20 protein-coding genes are annotated in these 18,133 nt (G+C 63.5%); 11 read left to right on the forward strand and 9 right to left on the reverse strand.

What is annotated here, in order from left to right:
- Positions 1-39 precede the first annotated feature (39 nt).
- The gene (locus APH33_RS18005) at positions 40-702 is read right to left on the reverse strand and encodes a glutathione S-transferase (RefSeq protein WP_054886452.1); all 663 of its coding nucleotides are present in this window, start codon (positions 700-702) and stop codon (positions 40-42) included.
- A 147-nt stretch (positions 703-849) separates the two neighbouring features.
- Here APH33_RS18005 and APH33_RS18010 point away from each other — a divergent pair, with 147 nt between their 5' ends.
- The 3 genes from APH33_RS18010 (at position 850) to APH33_RS18020 (ending at position 4,538) form a co-directional block, all read left to right on the forward strand.
- Positions 850-1,149: a hypothetical protein gene (locus APH33_RS18010; RefSeq protein ID WP_054886453.1), complete on the forward strand. Its 300-nt coding sequence runs from the start codon at positions 850-852 to the stop codon at positions 1,147-1,149.
- A gap of 69 nt (positions 1,150-1,218) precedes the next feature.
- On the forward strand, positions 1,219-1,464 hold the full coding sequence (locus tag APH33_RS18015) for a TIGR02647 family protein (protein WP_054886454.1): 246 nt from the start codon (positions 1,219-1,221) through the stop codon (positions 1,462-1,464).
- Positions 1,465-1,673: 209 nt separating this feature from the next.
- Positions 1,674-4,538 (forward strand): class I adenylate cyclase, encoded by a 2,865-nt coding sequence (locus APH33_RS18020; RefSeq protein ID WP_054886455.1) that lies wholly within the window; start codon positions 1,674-1,676, stop codon positions 4,536-4,538.
- A gap of 118 nt (positions 4,539-4,656) precedes the next feature.
- Here APH33_RS18020 and rnk read toward each other — a convergent pair whose 3' ends face one another.
- From rnk to cyaY, 3 genes are all read right to left on the reverse strand, one after another.
- Entirely contained in the window at positions 4,657-5,067 is a 411-nt protein-coding gene (rnk, locus tag APH33_RS18025) for a nucleoside diphosphate kinase regulator (protein WP_054886456.1), read from the reverse strand.
- Positions 5,068-5,199: 132 nt separating this feature from the next.
- Positions 5,200-5,412 carry a DUF1289 domain-containing protein gene (locus APH33_RS18030; protein WP_054886457.1) on the reverse strand — a complete coding sequence of 71 codons (213 nt, stop codon included), beginning with the start codon at positions 5,410-5,412 and terminating at the stop codon, positions 5,200-5,202.
- Between the two features lies 1 nt (position 5,413).
- The gene (gene cyaY / locus APH33_RS18035) at positions 5,414-5,746 is read right to left on the reverse strand and encodes an iron donor protein CyaY (RefSeq protein WP_054886458.1); all 333 of its coding nucleotides are present in this window, start codon (positions 5,744-5,746) and stop codon (positions 5,414-5,416) included.
- A 216-nt stretch (positions 5,747-5,962) separates the two neighbouring features.
- Here cyaY and APH33_RS18040 point away from each other — a divergent pair, with 216 nt between their 5' ends.
- The 6 genes from APH33_RS18040 to APH33_RS18065 are packed head-to-tail and all read left to right on the forward strand — an operon-like array spanning position 5,963 to position 10,567.
- Complete coding sequence (locus tag APH33_RS18040) at positions 5,963-6,166, forward strand: lipoprotein (RefSeq protein WP_054886459.1); 204 nt, start codon at positions 5,963-5,965, stop codon at positions 6,164-6,166.
- A gap of 9 nt (positions 6,167-6,175) precedes the next feature.
- Positions 6,176-7,423 (forward strand): diaminopimelate decarboxylase, encoded by a 1,248-nt coding sequence (lysA, locus tag APH33_RS18045; RefSeq protein WP_054886460.1) that lies wholly within the window; start codon positions 6,176-6,178, stop codon positions 7,421-7,423.
- A 4-nt stretch (positions 7,424-7,427) separates the two neighbouring features.
- Positions 7,428-8,258, forward strand: a complete 831-nt coding sequence (dapF, locus tag APH33_RS18050) for a diaminopimelate epimerase (RefSeq protein ID WP_054886461.1) — start codon at positions 7,428-7,430, stop codon at positions 8,256-8,258.
- Positions 8,259-8,271: 13 nt separating this feature from the next.
- On the forward strand, positions 8,272-8,976 hold the full coding sequence (locus APH33_RS18055) for a DUF484 family protein (RefSeq protein ID WP_054886462.1): 705 nt from the start codon (positions 8,272-8,274) through the stop codon (positions 8,974-8,976).
- Positions 8,976-9,875: a tyrosine recombinase XerC gene (gene xerC, locus APH33_RS18060; RefSeq protein ID WP_054886463.1), complete on the forward strand. Its 900-nt coding sequence runs from the start codon at positions 8,976-8,978 to the stop codon at positions 9,873-9,875. The genes APH33_RS18055 and xerC overlap by 1 nt, the downstream gene beginning before the upstream one ends.
- Entirely contained in the window at positions 9,872-10,567 is a 696-nt protein-coding gene (locus APH33_RS18065) for an HAD family hydrolase (protein ID WP_054886464.1), read from the forward strand. The genes xerC and APH33_RS18065 overlap by 4 nt, the downstream gene beginning before the upstream one ends.
- A 107-nt stretch (positions 10,568-10,674) precedes the next feature.
- On the opposite strand, the gene sutA is transcribed toward APH33_RS18065, so the two are convergent.
- From sutA to glnK, 3 genes are all read right to left on the reverse strand, one after another.
- Positions 10,675-11,004 carry a transcriptional regulator SutA gene (gene sutA / locus APH33_RS18070; RefSeq protein ID WP_054886465.1) on the reverse strand — a complete coding sequence of 110 codons (330 nt, stop codon included), beginning with the start codon at positions 11,002-11,004 and terminating at the stop codon, positions 10,675-10,677.
- A 428-nt stretch (positions 11,005-11,432) separates the two neighbouring features.
- Positions 11,433-12,767, reverse strand: coding sequence for an ammonium transporter (locus APH33_RS18075; RefSeq protein WP_054886466.1), 1,335 nt, complete (start codon positions 12,765-12,767; stop codon positions 11,433-11,435).
- A gap of 46 nt (positions 12,768-12,813) precedes the next feature.
- A complete protein-coding gene (glnK, locus tag APH33_RS18080) occupies positions 12,814-13,152 on the reverse strand; it encodes a P-II family nitrogen regulator (protein WP_002555808.1) in 339 nt (112 codons plus the stop codon).
- Positions 13,153-13,527: 375 nt separating this feature from the next.
- Between glnK and APH33_RS18085 the strand changes: the two genes are divergently transcribed.
- The gene (locus APH33_RS18085) at positions 13,528-13,791 is read left to right on the forward strand and encodes an accessory factor UbiK family protein (RefSeq protein ID WP_054886467.1); all 264 of its coding nucleotides are present in this window, start codon (positions 13,528-13,530) and stop codon (positions 13,789-13,791) included.
- Between the two features lie 59 nt (positions 13,792-13,850).
- Here the strand turns inward: APH33_RS18085 and APH33_RS18090 are convergent, their stop codons facing one another.
- Entirely contained in the window at positions 13,851-15,863 is a 2,013-nt protein-coding gene (locus tag APH33_RS18090; protein WP_054886468.1) for a DUF4034 domain-containing protein, read from the reverse strand.
- Positions 15,864-16,113: 250 nt separating this feature from the next.
- Here APH33_RS18090 and APH33_RS18095 point away from each other — a divergent pair, with 250 nt between their 5' ends.
- A complete protein-coding gene (locus tag APH33_RS18095; RefSeq protein ID WP_054886469.1) occupies positions 16,114-17,604 on the forward strand; it encodes a YifB family Mg chelatase-like AAA ATPase in 1,491 nt (496 codons plus the stop codon).
- A gap of 29 nt (positions 17,605-17,633) precedes the next feature.
- Here the strand turns inward: APH33_RS18095 and APH33_RS18100 are convergent, their stop codons facing one another.
- Positions 17,634-18,062: a DoxX family protein gene (locus tag APH33_RS18100; RefSeq protein ID WP_054886470.1), complete on the reverse strand. Its 429-nt coding sequence runs from the start codon at positions 18,060-18,062 to the stop codon at positions 17,634-17,636.
- Between the last annotated feature and the right edge of the window lie 71 nt (positions 18,063-18,133).

Genomic DNA, 18,133 nt, shown 5'->3' on the forward strand with positions numbered 1-18,133 from the left:
GCGCGCCCGCGAATGGGCTGCAAAGCAGCCCCCGGTCATTCAGCGCTTGCCGCTGCGTACCATCTCCAGGAAGGCCGGCATCGAGGCCTCCTTGTCCGCCACGATCCGCGCCATGTGCGGGTTCTCGCCCAGCAGTTGCAGCAACGCCTTGGCCTGCGGGAAGTCCGCCAGGAAGTCGATACCCAGCACTTTCTTGCCTACTGCGCACGCAAGGTCCACCGAGAAGCAGAACATCAGGTCGGCCAGGGTCAGTTGCTCCCCCGCCACATAAGGCGCGAAACGGCCATTGCGCTTGAGCGTGGCAAACCCCGCCAGCAAGTCGGTACGCGCGCGCTCCTTGACCAGCGGCTCCACCGGCATGCCGAAGAACGACTCGGCGTAGCAGGTACGCGCCGGCAGCTCGATGTACAGTTCGATTTCCTTCACCAGTTCGCGCACCTTGGCCTGGCCGAACGGGTCGCTGGGCAGCAGCGCCTTGCCACCTTGGGTCTGCTCGATATAGTCGAGTATTACGCTGGTTTCGCTGAGGAAGCCGTGTTCGGTTTCCAGCACCGGCACCTTGCCCCGCGGGCTGACTTCCAGTGCCTGCGGCGCCTGCCCGCCGTAGAAGGTGACTTCCTCGAAAGGCAGGCCTTTCTCCAGCAGGGCCAGCTTGACCATGTTGTAGTAGTTGCTGACCGAGAATCCGTGAAGCTTGAGCATGGGGTTACAGCCTCCAGGCCGTGTGGGGATGGCTCGGCTGTTATAGACGCTACGCCGACGCCTGACCAGCGTCATGCACCCGGTCGATGACCGGGCATTGCCGACGCGGGCATGGCAAACTGTGCATCCCACCACAGGAGTAGCGCCATGAGCGAACACGACGAAATCGACAATGACGACGAAGCCTTCGCCGAAGCGACGCTGACCGAAGCCATCGAAAACCAGATCGAAAGCGGCGAGCCGCCAGCGGCCAAGGCCACCTTCAATAAACTGACCCTGGTCGGCTATGAGCGCGAAGACATCCTCAACCTCATGGCCCACGTGCTGGCCTTCGAGATCGACAACATGCTCCAGGAAGACCGCCCATTCAACGGCGAGTGGTATGAAACCGCCCTGCGCGCCCTGCCCGAGCTGCCGCCTGAGATGGATCAAGGCGACGACGAATAACCCGACTACACTCCAGGATCAGGCACCGCTGGCGGTGCCGCCATCCTTGTCTGAAAGTCAGGAGTCGCCATGTCTTTTACCCCCGAACTGATCGCCGAACTGGAAGTGCTCGCCCTGTTCAACCTGGACAACCACCAGGAAGGCATCAAAGTTCACAGCGGCGCGGCGCCCGCCCAGATCGCTGCGGCCAAGCGTCTTCATGAAAAAGGACTCACCGACCAGCCCGATGGTGGCTACCTCACCAGCCTCGGGATTGATGCGGCTGAAAGCGTCCAACAGTTGCTTAGCATCCTCAAATCCACACAGCCCGCTTGATTCTGTACCGGCCTCTTCGCGGGCACGCCCGCTCCCACAGGTTATGCACCGCTCTCAAGTACGGCGCAGTACCCGTGGGAGCGGGCTTGCCCGCGAAGAGGCCAGAACAGGCGCTATTAAAATGACGTCAAAAACCCAATTGACGCTTATCCGACTGCCCCACTCAGGCTAAACTCGCCACAGCTTTCCTGGCCCGCCCTGAGTGTGCAATGAACCACCCCCACGAAATCCGCCCTGACCTGGACGAAGGCATCGACCGCAAGGTGCTGGCGACATTGCGTGCGCGCTTTCTGCACATCAACCAGTGCCGGCTAGAACGCGCAATGGAGGGCCTGTCGAGCCGCCAGCAGCTGGTCCTGACCCTGCTGCCGCTGCTGTTCCACGTCAACCACCCGCTGTTGCCCGGTTACGTATCCGGCGCCACACCGGCCGGGGTGGCGGGGTTCGAGCCGGATGCCGAACAGGTCGCCGATGCCCAGCGCCTGGCTCGCTCGTTCGCCTACAAAACCCGTCATGGCAACCCGCCACGCCCGATCCACGGCCTGTTCCTGATGGGCAGTCTCGGTACGCTGGCCCAGGCCGAACAGAGCGACATGGACCTCTGGGTATGCCATGCCCCTGGCCTGAGCGAGGCCGAGCGCGAAGAGTTGCGCCGCAAGTGCCAGCTGCTGGAGGCCTGGGCGGCCAGCCAGGGTGCCGAGGCCCACTTCTTCCTGATCGACCCGCAAAGCTTCTCCCAGGGCCAGCGCGACAGCCAGCTCAGCTCCGACGACTGCGGCACCACGCAACATTTCCTGCTGCTCGACGAGTTCTATCGCACCGCCATCTGGCTGGCCGGGCGAACGCCGCTGTGGTGGCTGGTGCCGGTCTATGAAGAGCACAACTATCAGGCCTACACCGAGACCCTGCTATCCAAGCGTTTCATCCGCAACCAGGACGCCCTGGACCTCGGCAACCTTGCCCATATTCCACCAGGCGAGTACCTCGGCGCCGGGCTTTGGCAGTTGTTCAAGGGCATCGATTCGCCCTACAAGTCACTGCTCAAGCTGCTGCTGACCGAAGTCTATGCCAGCGAGCACCCGACCGTGCGCTGCCTGTGCCTGGACTATAAACAGGCGGTGTTCGCCAACCGTCTGAACCTCGACGAACTCGACCCCTATGTGATGGTGTACCGGCGCATCGAGCGCTATCTGCAGCAACGCGGTGAAACCGCTCGGCTCGAGCTGGTCAGGCGCAGCCTTTACCTCAAGGTCAACAAGAAGCTGAGTGGCCTGGACCGCAGCCGTAACAACGGCTGGCAGCGCCAACTGTTGCAGCGCCTTACCGATGAGTGGGGCTGGGACGAACGCCAGCTGGTCATGCTCGACAGCCGCAGCCAATGGAAGGTGCGCCAGGTCGCCCTCGAACGCCGTGAGCTGGTGGCGGAGCTCAACCATAGCTATCGCTTTCTCGGCCAGTTCGCGCAAAACCAGGGTGCCACCAGCCGCGCCGACCAGCGTGACCTGAATGTCCTGGGCCGGCGCCTGTACGCCGCCTTCGAACGCCGCGCCGGCAAGATCGAAGTGATCAACCCGGGCATTGCCCCGGACATTGCCGAAGATACCTTGACGCTGGTCCAGTCCCCGAACCGCAAGGAGCCTGGCAGTCATCACTGGGGCCTCTACAACGGCAACCTGGGCGTATACGAATGGGAGCATTTCAGCCCGATCAAGCGCTGCCGTGAACTGCTCGAGCTGCTGACCTGGGCCCACCGCAATGGCGTCATCGACCACACCACGCGCCTGGCGCTGCACCCCGGCGACAGCGACCTCAGCGAATTCGAGCTGTTCAACCTGCTGGGCAGCCTGCAGCAGAGCATCCCGCTGCCACTGGCCAGCGTCAGCGAAGCGCGCCTGCTGCAACCGAGCGTAGCTGACGAGATCCTGCTGCTGGTCAATGTCGGTGTCGATCCACTGCGTCATCACCGGGACCTGAACATCCTGATGACCACCGAGCGCACCGATTCGTTGAGCTATGCCGGTGTGCGCGAGAACCTGGTGCTGACGCTTGATCAGGTCACCCTCAACAGCTGGAACGAAGTGCTGGTGCAGCGCTACGACGGCGAGCACGCGCTGCTGCGCTGCCTGCGTGACTTCCTCAACAGCCTCGGCCAGCGCAGCCACCGCCCGCAGGTGCGGGTGCGCTGCTTTTGCCACAACCGCGCCCAGGCCATCAGCCAGCGGGTCGAGGAAATCTTCGACACTGCGCAACTGCTGCTCGACCAGGGGCTGAATCACCGCTACCTGCTGCAAGTGGCACAGTACACTCACGTGCTGGAACTGTTGCCAGGCCAGGTTAGCCTGGCGACCCTGTCCGAACATGGCGCCGTGCTCGATCACCTGGGTGAAGTGCGCAGCCACTACAGCCCGTTGCACCTGGATGGCAATGCACTGCAAGACTACGACTTGCCCCTGGTGCTGGAACAAGGCCGGCGTAATTGCATCCAGGTGTTCTACCGCCTGCTCGACGGCTGGGCCGACCTGTACGTGCTGGACGAGTACAACGCCCTGTGGCAACAGCGCCTGCCATTGTTTGACGAAAGTCACCTGCTGCTGCCGTTGCAACGCTTTCTGCGTTCGGTGGTGGTGCGCCACGATGCCCGCCTTCCACTCGACCATCTGCAACAGGCTTCACTGGCTATCCACTATGCCCAGCTGCTGCCTTCCGGCCCGGGCAACGCGCGCACCATCGAGCCGCGCCCGGCGCCCAGCGCTGGCCTCGACCAGCCATATTATGAGGTTCAGGCCATTTTGCAGGCCGGCACGGGGAATGGGGTGCATGTGACGCTGTATTGCGACCAGCAGGAGTTTTCCGAGCTGGAGCATGGCGACCAACTGTATGAGGTGGTCGCCCGGCAGATCCTTGGCCAGCGGCGTAGCGCCGGGCATTACCGCTGCTATATCACCGACCTGGACTTGTCCGAGCTGCTCGAAGATGAGCAGGGGTCGACCAGCCTGTACCTGCGCTACAAGCGCGAGCTGGAACAGGCGCTGAACGATGGATTGGCGAAGTTGCAGGCTAAGGTGGAGCCTTGAGGATGCCGGGGCTGCTTCGCAGCCCTTTCGCGACACAAGGCCGCTCCTACAGGAGATCGGGTATTCCTGTAGGAGCGGCCTTGTGTCGCGAAAGGGCCGCAAAGCGGCCCCGGGGATTTCAGAGTTCGAAATCGCCAGCCGCTTCTGGCTGGTATTCAACTTCCAGCAACTTCAGCTTGAGCGTCTTGCCTCCGGGAGCCGGCCAGTCGATCTGCTCGCCCACCGACAAGCCCAGCAGCGCACAACCGATTGGCGCGAGGATCGAAACCGTGCCTTCTCCACCGGCATCTTTCGGATATACCAGGGTCAGGTGGTAGTCCTTGCCACTGGCCTCTTCACGGCAATGCACCCGCGAGTTCATGGTCACCACTCCGGCGGGCACTTCCTCATGGCCGACCACCTGAGCGGCACGGTCCAGCTCCTCCTGCAAGGCGAGCACACCCGGCGTATTTTCGTCGAGGCTGTCGATCAGGCGCTCGAGACGTTGTACGTCCAATCGGGTGAGGATGAGGGAAGGCTTGGTGCTCATGATCCAGTCAGACTCCTTTGAACAGGCGGTTTGCTGCGGGCAGATAAAGCAAAACCCCGCCCAAGGGCGGGGTTTGTGGATGCTTTTGCGTCACCGACGCACAACCCGACACTACCACAGCCGGGCAAATACTCAAGCCCGTGCGCGCAGCGCCTCGGCTTCGCGGCAGATCTGCCGGCGCCGTTCGTCGTCGGCCGAGCGCCATTCGCGAATGTGCTCGACATGCCGGTGGCAGCCGGTGCATACCCGCTGCTCATCCAGCCGGCAGACGCTGATGCAGGGCGACGGCACCGCCGGGCTGACGTTGCTGTACAGCGGCTTGGGTGGCCGCGCCTGGCTGGTCATGTCAGATCTCGTCGAAGTCCAGCTTCTCGCCGGCCCGCTCCCAGACGATACGCTCGAGCATTTCGTTCAGCAGTTCTTCGCTCTTCTCGCACACCCACTTGCCGCTTTCCTCGTCGTAGTCGAAGTGGAAGCCGCCGGAACGGTCGGCCAGCCACAGCTGGCGCAACGGCTCCTGGCGACTGAAGATCAGCTGGGCGCCGCCTTCGAACTTGACGGTCAGCACGCCGCCAGAATTTTCCATGTCCAGGTCCAGGCCGCTCTCGTCGAACAAGTCTTCCAGGGCCTGTTGGGTCGCGTCGACCAGATCATGGAAACGCGCTTCGCTCAAACTCATTGCAGGAACCTCGAATTGGCTGCTTTACGGGCAAGCCGGCAAGATACGGGCGCCGGGCCATGAATGCAAAGGTTTAGCCGCGCTCGCCAGCGGCCCGATTACCGTGGCGAGCGCCCCTGAGCATAGCCCGCCCGACGGACCGGCTCTTGCATAGGCAATCCGCCGGTCGCTCGGTATACTCGGGCGCAATACTGCATATTTCAAAGGATTTCACCCATGAAGCGCCTGATTTCCTCGCTCGCGGCGCTGGTCGCGGTTGCCTGCCTCGTTTCGGCCTGCGGTCAGAAGGGCCCCCTGTACCTGCCAGAAGACGGCAAGGACGGCAAAGGCCCGAAAAAGTCGCACCAGCACCAGCATGCTCCAGCGGTCCAGCCGCAGGAAGAGCAGCCAATCCAGCCCGAGCAGACGCCAGAGCAGTAAGGAATTCAGATGAACGCTTTCAACTACCGCGACGGTGAACTGTTCGCGGAGGGCGTCGCCCTGTCGGCCATCGCCGAACGCTTCGGCACCCCGACCTACGTGTACTCGCGCGCTCACATCGAAGCCCAGTACCGCAGCTACACCGATGCCCTGCAAGGCACCGATCACCTGGTCTGCTTCGCCGTCAAGGCCAACTCCAACCTTGGCGTACTGAACGTCCTGGCGCGCCTGGGCGCAGGCTTCGACATCGTCTCCGGCGGTGAGCTGGAGCGCGTGCTGGCCGCTGGCGGGCGCGCCGATCGCGTGGTCTTCTCCGGCGTCGGCAAGACCCGTGAAGACATGCGCCGCGCCCTGGAAGTCGGCGTGCACTGCTTCAACGTGGAGTCCACCGACGAACTCGAACGCCTGCAAGTGGTAGCCGCCGAGATGGGCAAGGTTGCGCCGATCTCGCTGCGCGTGAACCCGGACGTCGATGCCGGCACTCACCCGTACATCTCCACCGGCCTCAAAGAGAACAAGTTCGGCATCGCCATCGCCGACGCCGAAGCCATCTACGTGCGCGCCGCGCAGCTGCCGAACCTGGACGTGGTCGGTGTCGACTGCCACATCGGTTCGCAGTTGACCACCGTCGACCCGTTCCTCGATGCCCTCGACCGCCTGCTGGCCCTGGTCGACCGCCTGGCCGAGTGCGGCATCCACCTGCGCCACCTGGACTTGGGTGGCGGCGTTGGCGTGCGCTATCGCGACGAAGAGCCGCCGCTGGTGGCCGACTACATCAAGGCCATCCGTGAGCGCGTAGGCAGCCGTGACCTGGCGCTGGTGTTCGAGCCAGGCCGCTATATCGTGGCCAACGCCGGTGCCCTGCTGACCCGCGTGGAATACCTCAAGCACACCGAACACAAGGACTTCGCCATCATCGATGCAGCGATGAACGACCTGATCCGCCCGGCCCTGTACCAGGCCTGGATGGGCGTCAGCGCGGTCACGCCACGGGCGGGCGAAGGCCGTGCCTATGACCTGGTAGGCCCGATCTGCGAAACCGGCGACTTCCTCGCCAAGGACCGCGTGCTGAACCTGGCCGAAGGTGACCTGCTGGCCGTACAGTCGGCGGGCGCCTATGGTTTCGTCATGAGCTCGAACTACAACACCCGTGGCCGTTGTGCGGAAATCCTGGTCGACGGCGACCAGGCTTTCGAAGTCCGCCGCCGCGAGACCATCGCCGAACTGTACGCTGGCGAAAGCCTGCTGCCGGAGTGAGCCCATGCTGCTGCGCTTTACCAAGATGCATGGGCTGGGCAACGACTTCATGGTCCTCGACCTGGTCAGCCAGCACGCGCACATCCAGCCCAAGCACGCCAAGCAATGGGGTGACCGCCACACCGGTATCGGCTTCGACCAGCTGCTGATCGTCGAGGCGCCGAGCAACCCGGAAGTGGACTTCCGCTACCGGATCTTCAACGCCGACGGCTCCGAGGTCGAGCAGTGCGGCAACGGCGCGCGCTGCTTTGCCCGCTTCGTGCTGGACAAGCGCCTGACCGCGAAAAAGCGCATCCGCGTGGAAACCAAGGGCGGCATCATCGAGCTGGACGTGCAGAACGACGGCCAGGTGTGTGTCGACATGGGCCCGCCGCGCTTCGTCCCGGCAGAAATCCCCTTCATTGCCGATGAACAGGCAGTGAACTACCCGCTGGAGGTAGACGGCCAGGTGTATTCGATTGCCGCCGTGTCCATGGGCAACCCGCATGCCGTGCTGCGCGTCGATGATGTGCACACCGCGCCGGTCCATGAGCTTGGCCCGAAAATCGAAAACCACCCGCGCTTCCCGCAGCGGGTGAATGCCGGCTTCCTCCAGGTCATCGACCGCCATCGCGCCAACCTGCGGGTGTGGGAACGTGGCGCTGGCGAGACCCAGGCCTGTGGCACCGGCGCCTGCGCCGCAGCCGTCGCCGCCATCAGCCAGGGCTGGATGGACTCTCCGGTGTCCCTCGACCTGCCAGGTGGCCGCCTGCACATCGAATGGGCCGGCCCTGGCAAGCCCGTGTTGATGACAGGCCCAGCCGTACGCGTCTTCGAAGGACAGGTTCGTCTCTAAGCGAGTAACCGCCATGACCGATCAGCCAGTACCCCAGCAGCCCGATGAGCTCGATGCCGATGCGGTGGTCGCCTACCTGCGCGCCCACCCCACTTTCTTCGCCGAGCACGACGAGCTGTTGATCGACCAGCGCATCCCCCACCAGCGCGGTGACAGCGTGTCGCTGGTGGAACGCCAGCTCAAGCTGCTGCGCGACCGCAACATCGAGATGCGCCATCGCCTGTCGCAACTGATGGATGTGGCCCGGGACAACGACCGTTTGTTCGACAAGACCCGTCGGCTGATCCTCGACCTGCTCGATGCCGGCAGCCTGGAAGAAGTGGTGATGGCCGTCGAAGACAGCCTGCGCCAGGAATTCCAGGTGCCTTTCGTCAGCCTGATCCTGTTCGGCGACAACGCAGCGCCCGTAGGCCGTTGGGTCAGCAATGCCGAAGCTCAGCAAGCCATCGGTGGCCTGCTGGGCGGTGGCAAGACGGTCAGCGGCAATCTGCGCGAGCACGAGCTGGCCTTCCTGTTCGGCAAGGAGCAGCAGCAGGAGGTCGGCTCCAGTGCGGTTGCCGCCCTCGAATATCAAGGGCTGCATGGCGTGCTGGCGATCGGCAGCCGCGACCCGCAGCACTACAAGAGCAGCGTCGGCACCTTGTTCCTCGGCTACATCGCCGAAGTGCTTGGCCGCGTGGTGCCGCGCGTGACCCAGACCCTGCGTCCGGTGCGCTGATGGAACGCCAGCTGGAGGCTTATTGCGCACACCTGCGCAACGAGCGCCAGGTGTCCGAACACACCCTGCTGGCTTATCGCCGCGACCTCGACAAGGTCATCGAATATTGCAATAGCCAAGGCATCGCCGGCTGGGGCGCCCTGCAGATTCAGCAGCTGCGCCAGCTTATCGCCCGTTTGCACCATCACGGCCAGTCCTCGCGCAGCCTGGCGCGATTGCTGTCGGCGGTGCGCGGCCTGTACCGCTACCTCAATCGCGAAGGCCTGTGCCAGCACGACCCGGCCAACGGCCTGAGCGCGCCCAAGGGCGAACGCCGGCTGCCCAAGGTGCTGGACACCGACCGAGCCCTGCAGCTGCTCGATGGCGGCGTCGATGACGACTTTATCGCCCGCCGTGACAAGGCCATCCTCGAATTGTTCTATTCCTCCGGCCTGCGCCTGTCCGAACTGAACAACCTCGACCTCGAGCAGCTCGACCTGGCTGCCGGCCTGGTGCAAGTACTCGGGAAGGGCAGCAAGACCCGCGTATTACCGGTCGGGCGCAAGGCCCGTGAGGCGTTGCAGGCCTGGTTCAAGCTGCGTGGCATCGGCGCGCCGCGTGACAGCGCCGTATTCATCACCCGCCAGGGCAATCGCATGAGCCCACGCGCCATCCAACTGCGGGTCAAGGCTGCCGGCGAGCGCGAGCTTGGCCAGCACCTGCACCCGCACATGCTTCGCCACTCCTTCGCCAGCCACGTGCTGGAATCGTCCCAGGACCTGCGTGCGGTGCAGGAAATGCTCGGCCACGCCGACATCAGCACCACGCAGATCTACACCCACCTGGACTTCCAGCACCTGGCCGCGGTGTACGACAGTGCCCACCCTCGGGCCAAACGCAGCAAAGGCACAGACTCATGAGCATCAAGCTGATCACCTTCGACCTCGACGACACGCTGTGGGACACCGCGCCCGTGATTGCCAGTGCCGAGGTCGTGCTGCGCGACTGGCTCGAAGCCAACGCGCCAGTCCTCGGCGGCGTGCCGGTGGAACACCTGTTCGCCATTCGCGAACGCCTGGTGCAAGCCGAGCCGGGCCTCAAGCACCGCATCAGCGCCCTGCGCCGACGTGTGTTGTTCCACGCCCTGGAGGAAGTCGGCTACAGCGAGAAGCAGGCGCAGGAGCTGGCGAACGAGGGCTTTGAAGTTTTCCTGCATGCGCGCCACCAGATCGAAGTGTTCCCCGAGGTACAGCCGGTACTGGAGATCCTGCGCCATCACTACACATTGGGCGTGGTCACCAACGGCAACGCCGATATACGCCGACTGGGGCTGGCGGATTACTTCCGCTTTGCCCTTTGTGCGGAGGACCTGGGCATCGGCAAGCCGGACCCGGCACCGTTCATGGAGGCCCTCAAGCTCGGCGAGGTCGAGGCCAGTGCGGCAGTGCACATCGGCGACCACCCGGGCGATGACATTGCCGGGGCCCAACGCGCCGGTTTGCGCGCCGTATGGTTCAACCCGCAGGGCAAGGCCTGGGCTGGCGACCGGGCGCCGGATGCAGAGATCCAGCGTTTGTCCCAGCTGCCTGACATTCTGGCCAGCTGGCGCTGACATTGTGGGAGCGGCCTTGCCGGGGCGCTCCCACACAGACCGCGTAACCCTGAAAGACAGGCACAAAAAAGCCCGCAGCGACGGCGGGCTTTTTTGCACTCAGCCACTCAGATAGGGCGGCTGCCGTACTTGTTGTCCGGCTTCTTGGGCGGGTCGGCGACCACGTTGGCCTCGACTTCCTGCACCTTGCCACCGCGCGAAAGAAATTCTTCCATCGCCTTGGCCAGGGCATCACGCTCCTTCTGCTTGGCTTCCATGCTCGGCATCTCGTCTACCGAGACAGCGGCCTTGGATTTGCCCTTGGCAGTCGGTGCCGGGCTGCTGTCGTCATCGCCAGCATCTTCCACGCCATCGTCAGCCGCCGCTTCGAGGCCTTCATCAGCCTCGTCTTCGTCGCCTACTTCGAGGTCATCATTTTCCAGATCGTCGTCGCTCATGTTCTACCTCATGACTTGCGAAAAGCAGGTTAGTTATAGACCGGTGCAGCCGTAGACCGGCAGCCACCAGTGAAAATTCAACTGGCCGTGGGTTAGGCCACTGCCCTTGGGTCGGCGCTCCTGATGGGAGGCGGCACCCAGCAGGCCCTACTCCTGGCAAGACCTGACAAATCCTTGAACCCTGCTGGCCACACGCTATTGGCAAGCCTAGCAAAGGCTGGAGAAGCGTGGGGGCTACTCACCCAACACTCTTTGGCGCGCATTCTAGCGCGCTCGTGGAAAAAGCAAAGCACCATAAATGCCCGAAGACTTGTAAGTTTTTGGCCTGCGTCGCGAACGTGAGTGATAAACCGTTTGCACTGCGCGAAATCGCAAAAAACAGACAAAAAAATGCCCGGCGAACCGGGCAAGTTTTACCAGCGTCGCGGTTACAGGTTGTAGCCGCGTTCGTTGTGCTGAGCCAGGTCGAGGCCGACCGACTCTTCTTCTTCGTTGACCCGCAGGCCCATCACCACATCCAGCACCTTGAGGATCACGTAGGTGACGATGGCGGTATAGACCACGGTGAAGATCACGCCCTTGGCCTGAACCCAGACCTGGGCACCGATATCGGTGACTGCACCGAAGCCGCCCAAGGCCGGTGCTGCGAACACGCCGGTCAGGATGGCACCGATGATGCCGCCGACGCCGTGCACGCCGAAGGCGTCCAGGGAGTCGTCATAACCCAGCTTGCGCTTGAGGGTGGTGGCGCAGAAGTAGCAGATCACACCGGAGATCAGACCTATCACCAGAGCGCCCATAGGGCCCACGGTCCCGGCGGCCGGCGTGATGGCGACCAGGCCGGCGACCACACCCGAGGCGATGCCCAGGGCACTGGGTTTGCCGTGGAAGATCCACTCGGCGAACATCCAGCCCAGCGCAGCGGCAGCGGTGGCAATCTGGGTCACCAGCATGGCCATGCCGGCAGTGCCGTTGGCAGCGGCGGCGGAACCGGCGTTGAAGCCAAACCAGCCGATCCACAGCATGGCCGCGCCCATCAAGGTGTAGCCCAGGTTGTGCGGAGCCATCGGGGTGGTCGGGTAGCCTTTGCGCTTGCCCATCACCAGGCAGCAGACCAGGCCAGCGATACCGGCGTTGATGTGCACCACGGTGCCGCCAGCGAAGTCGAGCACGCCCCAGTCCCACAGCAGCGCGCCGTCACCACTCCAGACCATGTGCGCGATCGGGGCGTAGACCAGGGTGAACCAGATACCCATGAACACCAGCATCGCCGAAAACTTCATGCGCTCGGCAAAGGCACCGACGATCAGTGCCGGGGTGATGATGGCGAAGGTCATCTGGAAGGTGATGAACACTGCCTCAGGGAACAGTGCAGTGGCCGAAGTCAGGTTGGCCGGCGTGACGCCGCTCAGGAACGCCTTGGAGAAGCCGCCGACGAACGAATTGAAGTTGAGCACGCCTTTTTCCATACCGGTGGTATCGAAGGCCATGCTGTAGCCATAAATGACCCAGAGGATGCTGATCAGGCCAGTGATGGCAAAGCACTGCATCATCACCGACAGCACGTTCTTGGAACGCACCATGCCGCCGTAGAAAAGGGCCAGACCTGGAATGGTCATGAACAGCACCAGCGCTGTCGAGGTGAGCATCCAGGCGGTGTCGCCGGAGTTCAGCGCTGGGGCAGCTGCTTCCTCTGCCAGGGCGAGCCCGGGCATTACGAGGGACAATAGGGCTCCTAGCCCTGCGATCTTACGCAGAGTCATGTTGTTTTCTCCTGGGGCGTTGGGTTTGGTGAGGCTTTTTCGGCGCTTAGATCGCGTCGGTATCGGTTTCGCCGGTACGGATGCGGATCGCCTGCTCCAGATTCACCACGAAGATCTTGCCGTCACCGATCTTGCCGGTGTTGGCCGCCTTGGTGATGGCTTCGATCACTCGATCAAGGTCCTTGTCGTCGATGGCGACGTCGATCTTTACTTTGGGCAGGAAGTCGACCACATATTCCGCGCCGCGATACAGCTCGGTGTGGCCCTTCTGCCGGCCGAAACCTTTGACTTCGGTGACGGTAATGCCCTGCACGCCGATTTCCGACAGCGACTCGCGCACGTCGTCCAGCTTGAACGGCTTGATGATGGCTGTGACTAGCTTCATGAAACTCTCTCCCGATTTGGTGGACTTGCCCCAGGAAAACAAACCCGTCTCAAGTCTAAGCGCAGCGGTTGGCTTTGTAACGCGTCGTCGGCATCCGGCTCCGCGTGCGCACTGCCTGGTCACAAGGAACTGCATCAGTGCATGGCTCGTACAGGTCTTTGCAGAAACCTTGCCAGTTCCGTTAAACCGGCGGAAAACAGCGGGTTATGTGAATCAGTCGGGATTGGCCAGTCGCCAGCATGGCAATCATGCACAACTTCGGTGCAGGCGGACTTGGCCAACTGCTCAAAAAGCGTGCAGTGGCCCGCAGTCCAGGAAGCGGGTTGGCCCGTGCTACACTGCGGGCCATTTCTCAGTTTCAGTGGACAGCCGAACATGCTCGCGCCCAAAGCCCTTCTCGACGCCCTGAGCGACCAGGCCTCGCGCCTGTTCAGCAGCGATACCGCCCAGCCCCGCGCCGAACTGGAAAGCCAGTTCAAAGTATTGATGCAAGGGGCCTTCAGCAAGCTGGACCTGGTCAGCCGCGAGGAATTCGACAGTCAGATGGTCGTCCTGGCCCGCACCCGCGCCCGACTCGAAGCCCTGGAAAAGCAAGTGGCTGAACTGGAAGCCCGGCTGCCAAGCGCTGCGCAGGAATGACAATCGCCAAGCAAGACGTCCGGTAAAACACGGGGGCTGCATTGCAGCACCCGTTTCAATCAGGCCGAAGCCCGGTGCTGGCCGCTGGCCTTGGGCGGTAGCTCGCTGGCACGCAAGTCGCCACGGAACAACGCCGCACCGCACACCGTGAACAGCGTCTTGACCCGGCTGTGCGAATTGCGGATCTCGGCCTGTATTTTCTCGATGAGCGGATCGCTCGACTGCAGCGCAACGGCACGATCAACCCATTCGATTGCCGCGAAGCGACTCTGCTTGCGCGTGCCGCAGCCCTGCATCCAGGCCAGCCCAAGCTCCGCGCAGGCGCGCGCGGCGGTCCAGGCATCAGGGTGCTCGGCCAACTGGAGCAAATAGCTCACCGCCTCGACACGCTCTCGCGCATCACCGTACTGGCGCAACAAGATGGCTAACTGCAACTGTGCCCTGGCATGGATGTTCGGCTCGGCCATGGCGTCGAGCAGCAGCCGCTTGACCGCCAGCATTGCTTTGCGGTCCTCCAGCCCTTTGAGCGCGCTCATGCGTTGGCAGGCCAGGTCAAACTTGGCCTGCAGGTGCCCAGACTCCGCCGCGCACAGCAGCCAGTGCTCAGCAGCCTTGCCATTGAGGTAATGCGCTGGCGTGTTGTCCAACCAGCCACGGTGCAGATCGTACAGCGCGATGGCAGCATTTGGCAGTTTCAGCTCCGCACAGGTTTCATACAGGAAATACGCGGCCTCATGCAGGCTGGCAGCCCAGAGCAGGCGCGGCACATCGAGCACATCGAAGCCCTGCCCGTCGCCCCCGCACTGGCGCCTGACGGCCATGAGCAACCACGTGCGTGCCTGCTCGGCGGATTGCCCAAAGCCCCACAGTCCAAACTGGTGCCCTACCGCCCGCAGCGCACAGGCCGCTGCCTGTCGGCGGTCATCGCACAGCCGCTCGATGACGGTGCGCAGCACCTGCGAATCGTCCTCCGCCTCGTGGAACAGCACCAGGCACACCAGACTGTGGAAAGGCTCGCCAATGGTCGCGACGAAGCCGTGGTCAGGGTAGAGCGCGACGCTATCGACAAAGTCGCGCATCGCCCCGGCGTAGTCACGCACCGAACAGCGCCTCAGAGCCCCACGCCAGGCCAGCAGCGTGGCACGCTCCTTGGGCCGGAGTTCGCGCTGTCCCCATTGGCCAAAGGTTGTTTGCCAAGCCGCGATCTGCGGCAGTTGCCTGGCATGCGGCAGCCAGAATGTTTCTTGCAGCACCAGCCAACGAATCGCATTGCGCTGTGCTTCAGGCCAAGCGCGGCACAGCGGCCCATTGGCCAGTGCATCGATCGCCTCATCGCTGCCTCCCCAGCGTGGGGTCAGGTAGGTGGCATAGGCCTCGATCGCCTCGAAGCAGCCGGTGAACCAGGCCAGCGCATGGCGCAGCCAGTAATCCCGGGCGCTCTCGCCCCGCTCGTGCAAGCGCGCGCCCAACCTGCCAGGCAATGCCTGCGGCAGCACCTGCAAAGGCGTCAGGCCGAATTTGACCAACAATGGCGCTGCGGCCTCCTGCACCTCCACATCGGCATGCGCGCTGGGCCGATAACGCGCCACCTGGCCATCGAACAGTTCGACCAGCCAGCCTGGCTCACCCAAGCGCGAACTGATGTGCAGCATGCCGATCACTGCCGCCACAGGCTGTGCGCTAAGCGCCATGGCCCGCAGAAAATGCGCCGCGGCCTTTTCGCAGGCCTGTTCAGCAGCCAGCCAGCGTTCTTCCGACACTTCATGGCAGCCAGCCGGCCCACGGATCTGGCAGGCACGGCTGAAGCAGTGAAAACCCATCACCACATGCGGGTGATATGCCTTGGGGCAGGCGTCGATCCACGCCTTGAGGGTTTGCGTCAGGGCCTTGCTGCCCTGTCTGTCCCAATCCAGCAGGTGGCCTTGCACAGCTTCGAGGTAAACCGGGCATTCACCAGGTGGCGCCTGCAGCCATTGCGTCTCGAGCGCATCGAAAAGGCGGTTAAGCTCAGCGTATTCATTGGCCTGCACCCATTCTCGGAGCTGCTGGCGGGTGAGATTGAGGGTTTGCACGGGCAGTACCTTAAGTCCATTTAAGGGTCGCGTTGCCATCCACTGGCAACAACAGTCGCTCTTGAACACTAAGCCATAGCCGGGATCTTCGCAAAGTATTGGATCCAGTATTTGTCAGGACGTGAAAAGCAGGGGAAAAACCTGTCGTGCAACGTTAAGTCGCATTTCTCTTGCGCTCGCCTTGCAGATACTCACTAGGCTGTGACAACCCGCAGGAAGCGGTTTTATATCAAGCGACAACGGAGCGTCCATGTCCCTCGCCCTCGTCCATAGCCGCGCCCAGGTCGGCGTACAGGCCCCGGCGGTCAGCGTCGAAACGCATCTAGCCAACGGCCTGCCCCAGCTCACCCTGGTCGGCCTGCCGGAAACCACGGTCAAGGAGAGCAAGGACCGTGTGCGCAGCGCTATCGTCAATTCCGGGCTGAATTACCCGCAGCGGCGCATCACCCAGAACCTCGCCCCGGCCGACCTGCCCAAGGACGGCGGGCGTTATGACGTGGCTATCGCCCTGGGCATCCTCGCCGCCGATGGCCAGGTGCCGTTGCCGGCCCTCGCGGAAATGGAATGCCTGGGCGAGCTGGCCCTGTCGGGAAAATTGCGCCCGGTGCAGGGCGTGTTGCCAGCAGCACTGGCGGCGCGCGAGGCCGGCCGGGCGCTGGTGGTGCCCCGGGAAAATGCCGAGGAAGCCAGCCTGGCCGGCGGGCTTGCGGTGTATGCAGTGGGTCACCTGCTCGAGTTGGTGGCGCACCTCAACGGGCAGGTGCCACTAGCCCCGTTTGCCGCCAATGGCCTGGTCCTGAAGCAACAGCCTTATCCGGACCTCAGCGAGGTACAGGGCCAGGTCGCGGCCAAGCGGGCATTGCTGCTGGCCGCGGCCGGCGCCCATAACCTGTTGTTCACCGGGCCACCCGGTACGGGCAAGACATTGCTCGCCAGCCGCCTGCCCGGCCTGCTGCCACCGCTGGATGAGCATGAGGCGCTGGAAGTCGCGGCGATCCAGTCGGTCAGTGGCCATACGCCGCTGAGCAGCTGGCCGCAGCGGCCGTTTCGCCACCCGCACCATTCGGCCTCGGGGCCGGCGCTGGTAGGCGGCGGCAGCCGGCCGCAGCCAGGCGAAATCACCTTGGCGCACCATGGCGTGCTGTTTCTCGACGAACTGCCAGAGTTTGAAAGGCGCGTGCTGGAAGTGCTGCGCGAACCGCTGGAATCGGGCGAGATCGTGATTGCCCGGGCGCGCGACAAGGTGCGTTTTCCGGCGCGCTTCCAGCTGGTGGCGGCGATGAACCCCTGCCCTTGCGGCTACCTGGGTGACCCGACTGGCCGCTGCCGCTGCAGCACCGAGCAGATTGCACGGTATCGCAACAAGCTGTCGGGGCCGTTGCTGGACCGCATCGACTTGCACCTGACCGTGGCCCGCGAGACCACCACGCTCAGCCACCAGCCAAGCGGGGAAACCAGTGCCGACGTGGCCGCCAAGGTAGCCCAGGCCCGCGAAGTGCAGCAGCGACGGCAAGGCTGTGCCAATGCGTTTCTGGACCTCGACGGGTTACGCAGCCATTGTCAGCTGGCAGCGGCAGACCAGGCTTGGCTGGAAAGTGCCTGCGAGCGGCTAACGCTTTCTTTGCGGGCGGCGCACCGGCTGTTGAAGGTTGCACGTACATTGGCGGATCTGGAAGGTAGCCAGGCGATCCGCCGGGGGCATCTGGCCGAGGCGTTGCAGTACCGGCCGGGGAGCAGCTAGCGCTTTGGGGCTGCCTTGCCGCCACAAGGTCAGGACAATCTGTTTCGACCGATCAATCCAGACACCGAGTACAACCCAGGCCCGGTCAATGCCAGCCCGCCATACAGGGCCACCAGCAACCAGGCAAACTGCCCTTGCTCCAGTGACCACTCTGGATGCACCACCACCAGCGCCACCAGCAACACTGCCAGCACCGGCAGGCAGGCCAGCCGCGCCACCACGCCCAGCACCAGCAACACCGGGCAAACCACCTCGGCAAGCACCGCCAGGCCCAGGGTCAGCGGCGCACCCAGGCCAAATGGATCTTCGATGCGCTGCAATTCCCCGCTCCAGTCCAGTAGCTTGGGCAACCCGTGGATGGAAAACAGCAGCACAGCAGCCATCACCCGCATGAACAGCAGGCCGCTGGCAGTCAGGGCCGCCGATTTCGGCTCGAGGAAGGGCTTGAGGCGTGGCATGGCAAAGGTCTCGGGCTTCTATCAAGCCAGCGAGCATCGCCCGCCTGCTCGGCGATTGATTGTTCAGGTGT

Origin of the sequence: Pseudomonas sp. NBRC 111130, from assembly GCF_001320485.1 — a bacterium.
Classification (GTDB): domain Bacteria; phylum Pseudomonadota; class Gammaproteobacteria; order Pseudomonadales; family Pseudomonadaceae; genus Aquipseudomonas; species Aquipseudomonas vlassakiae.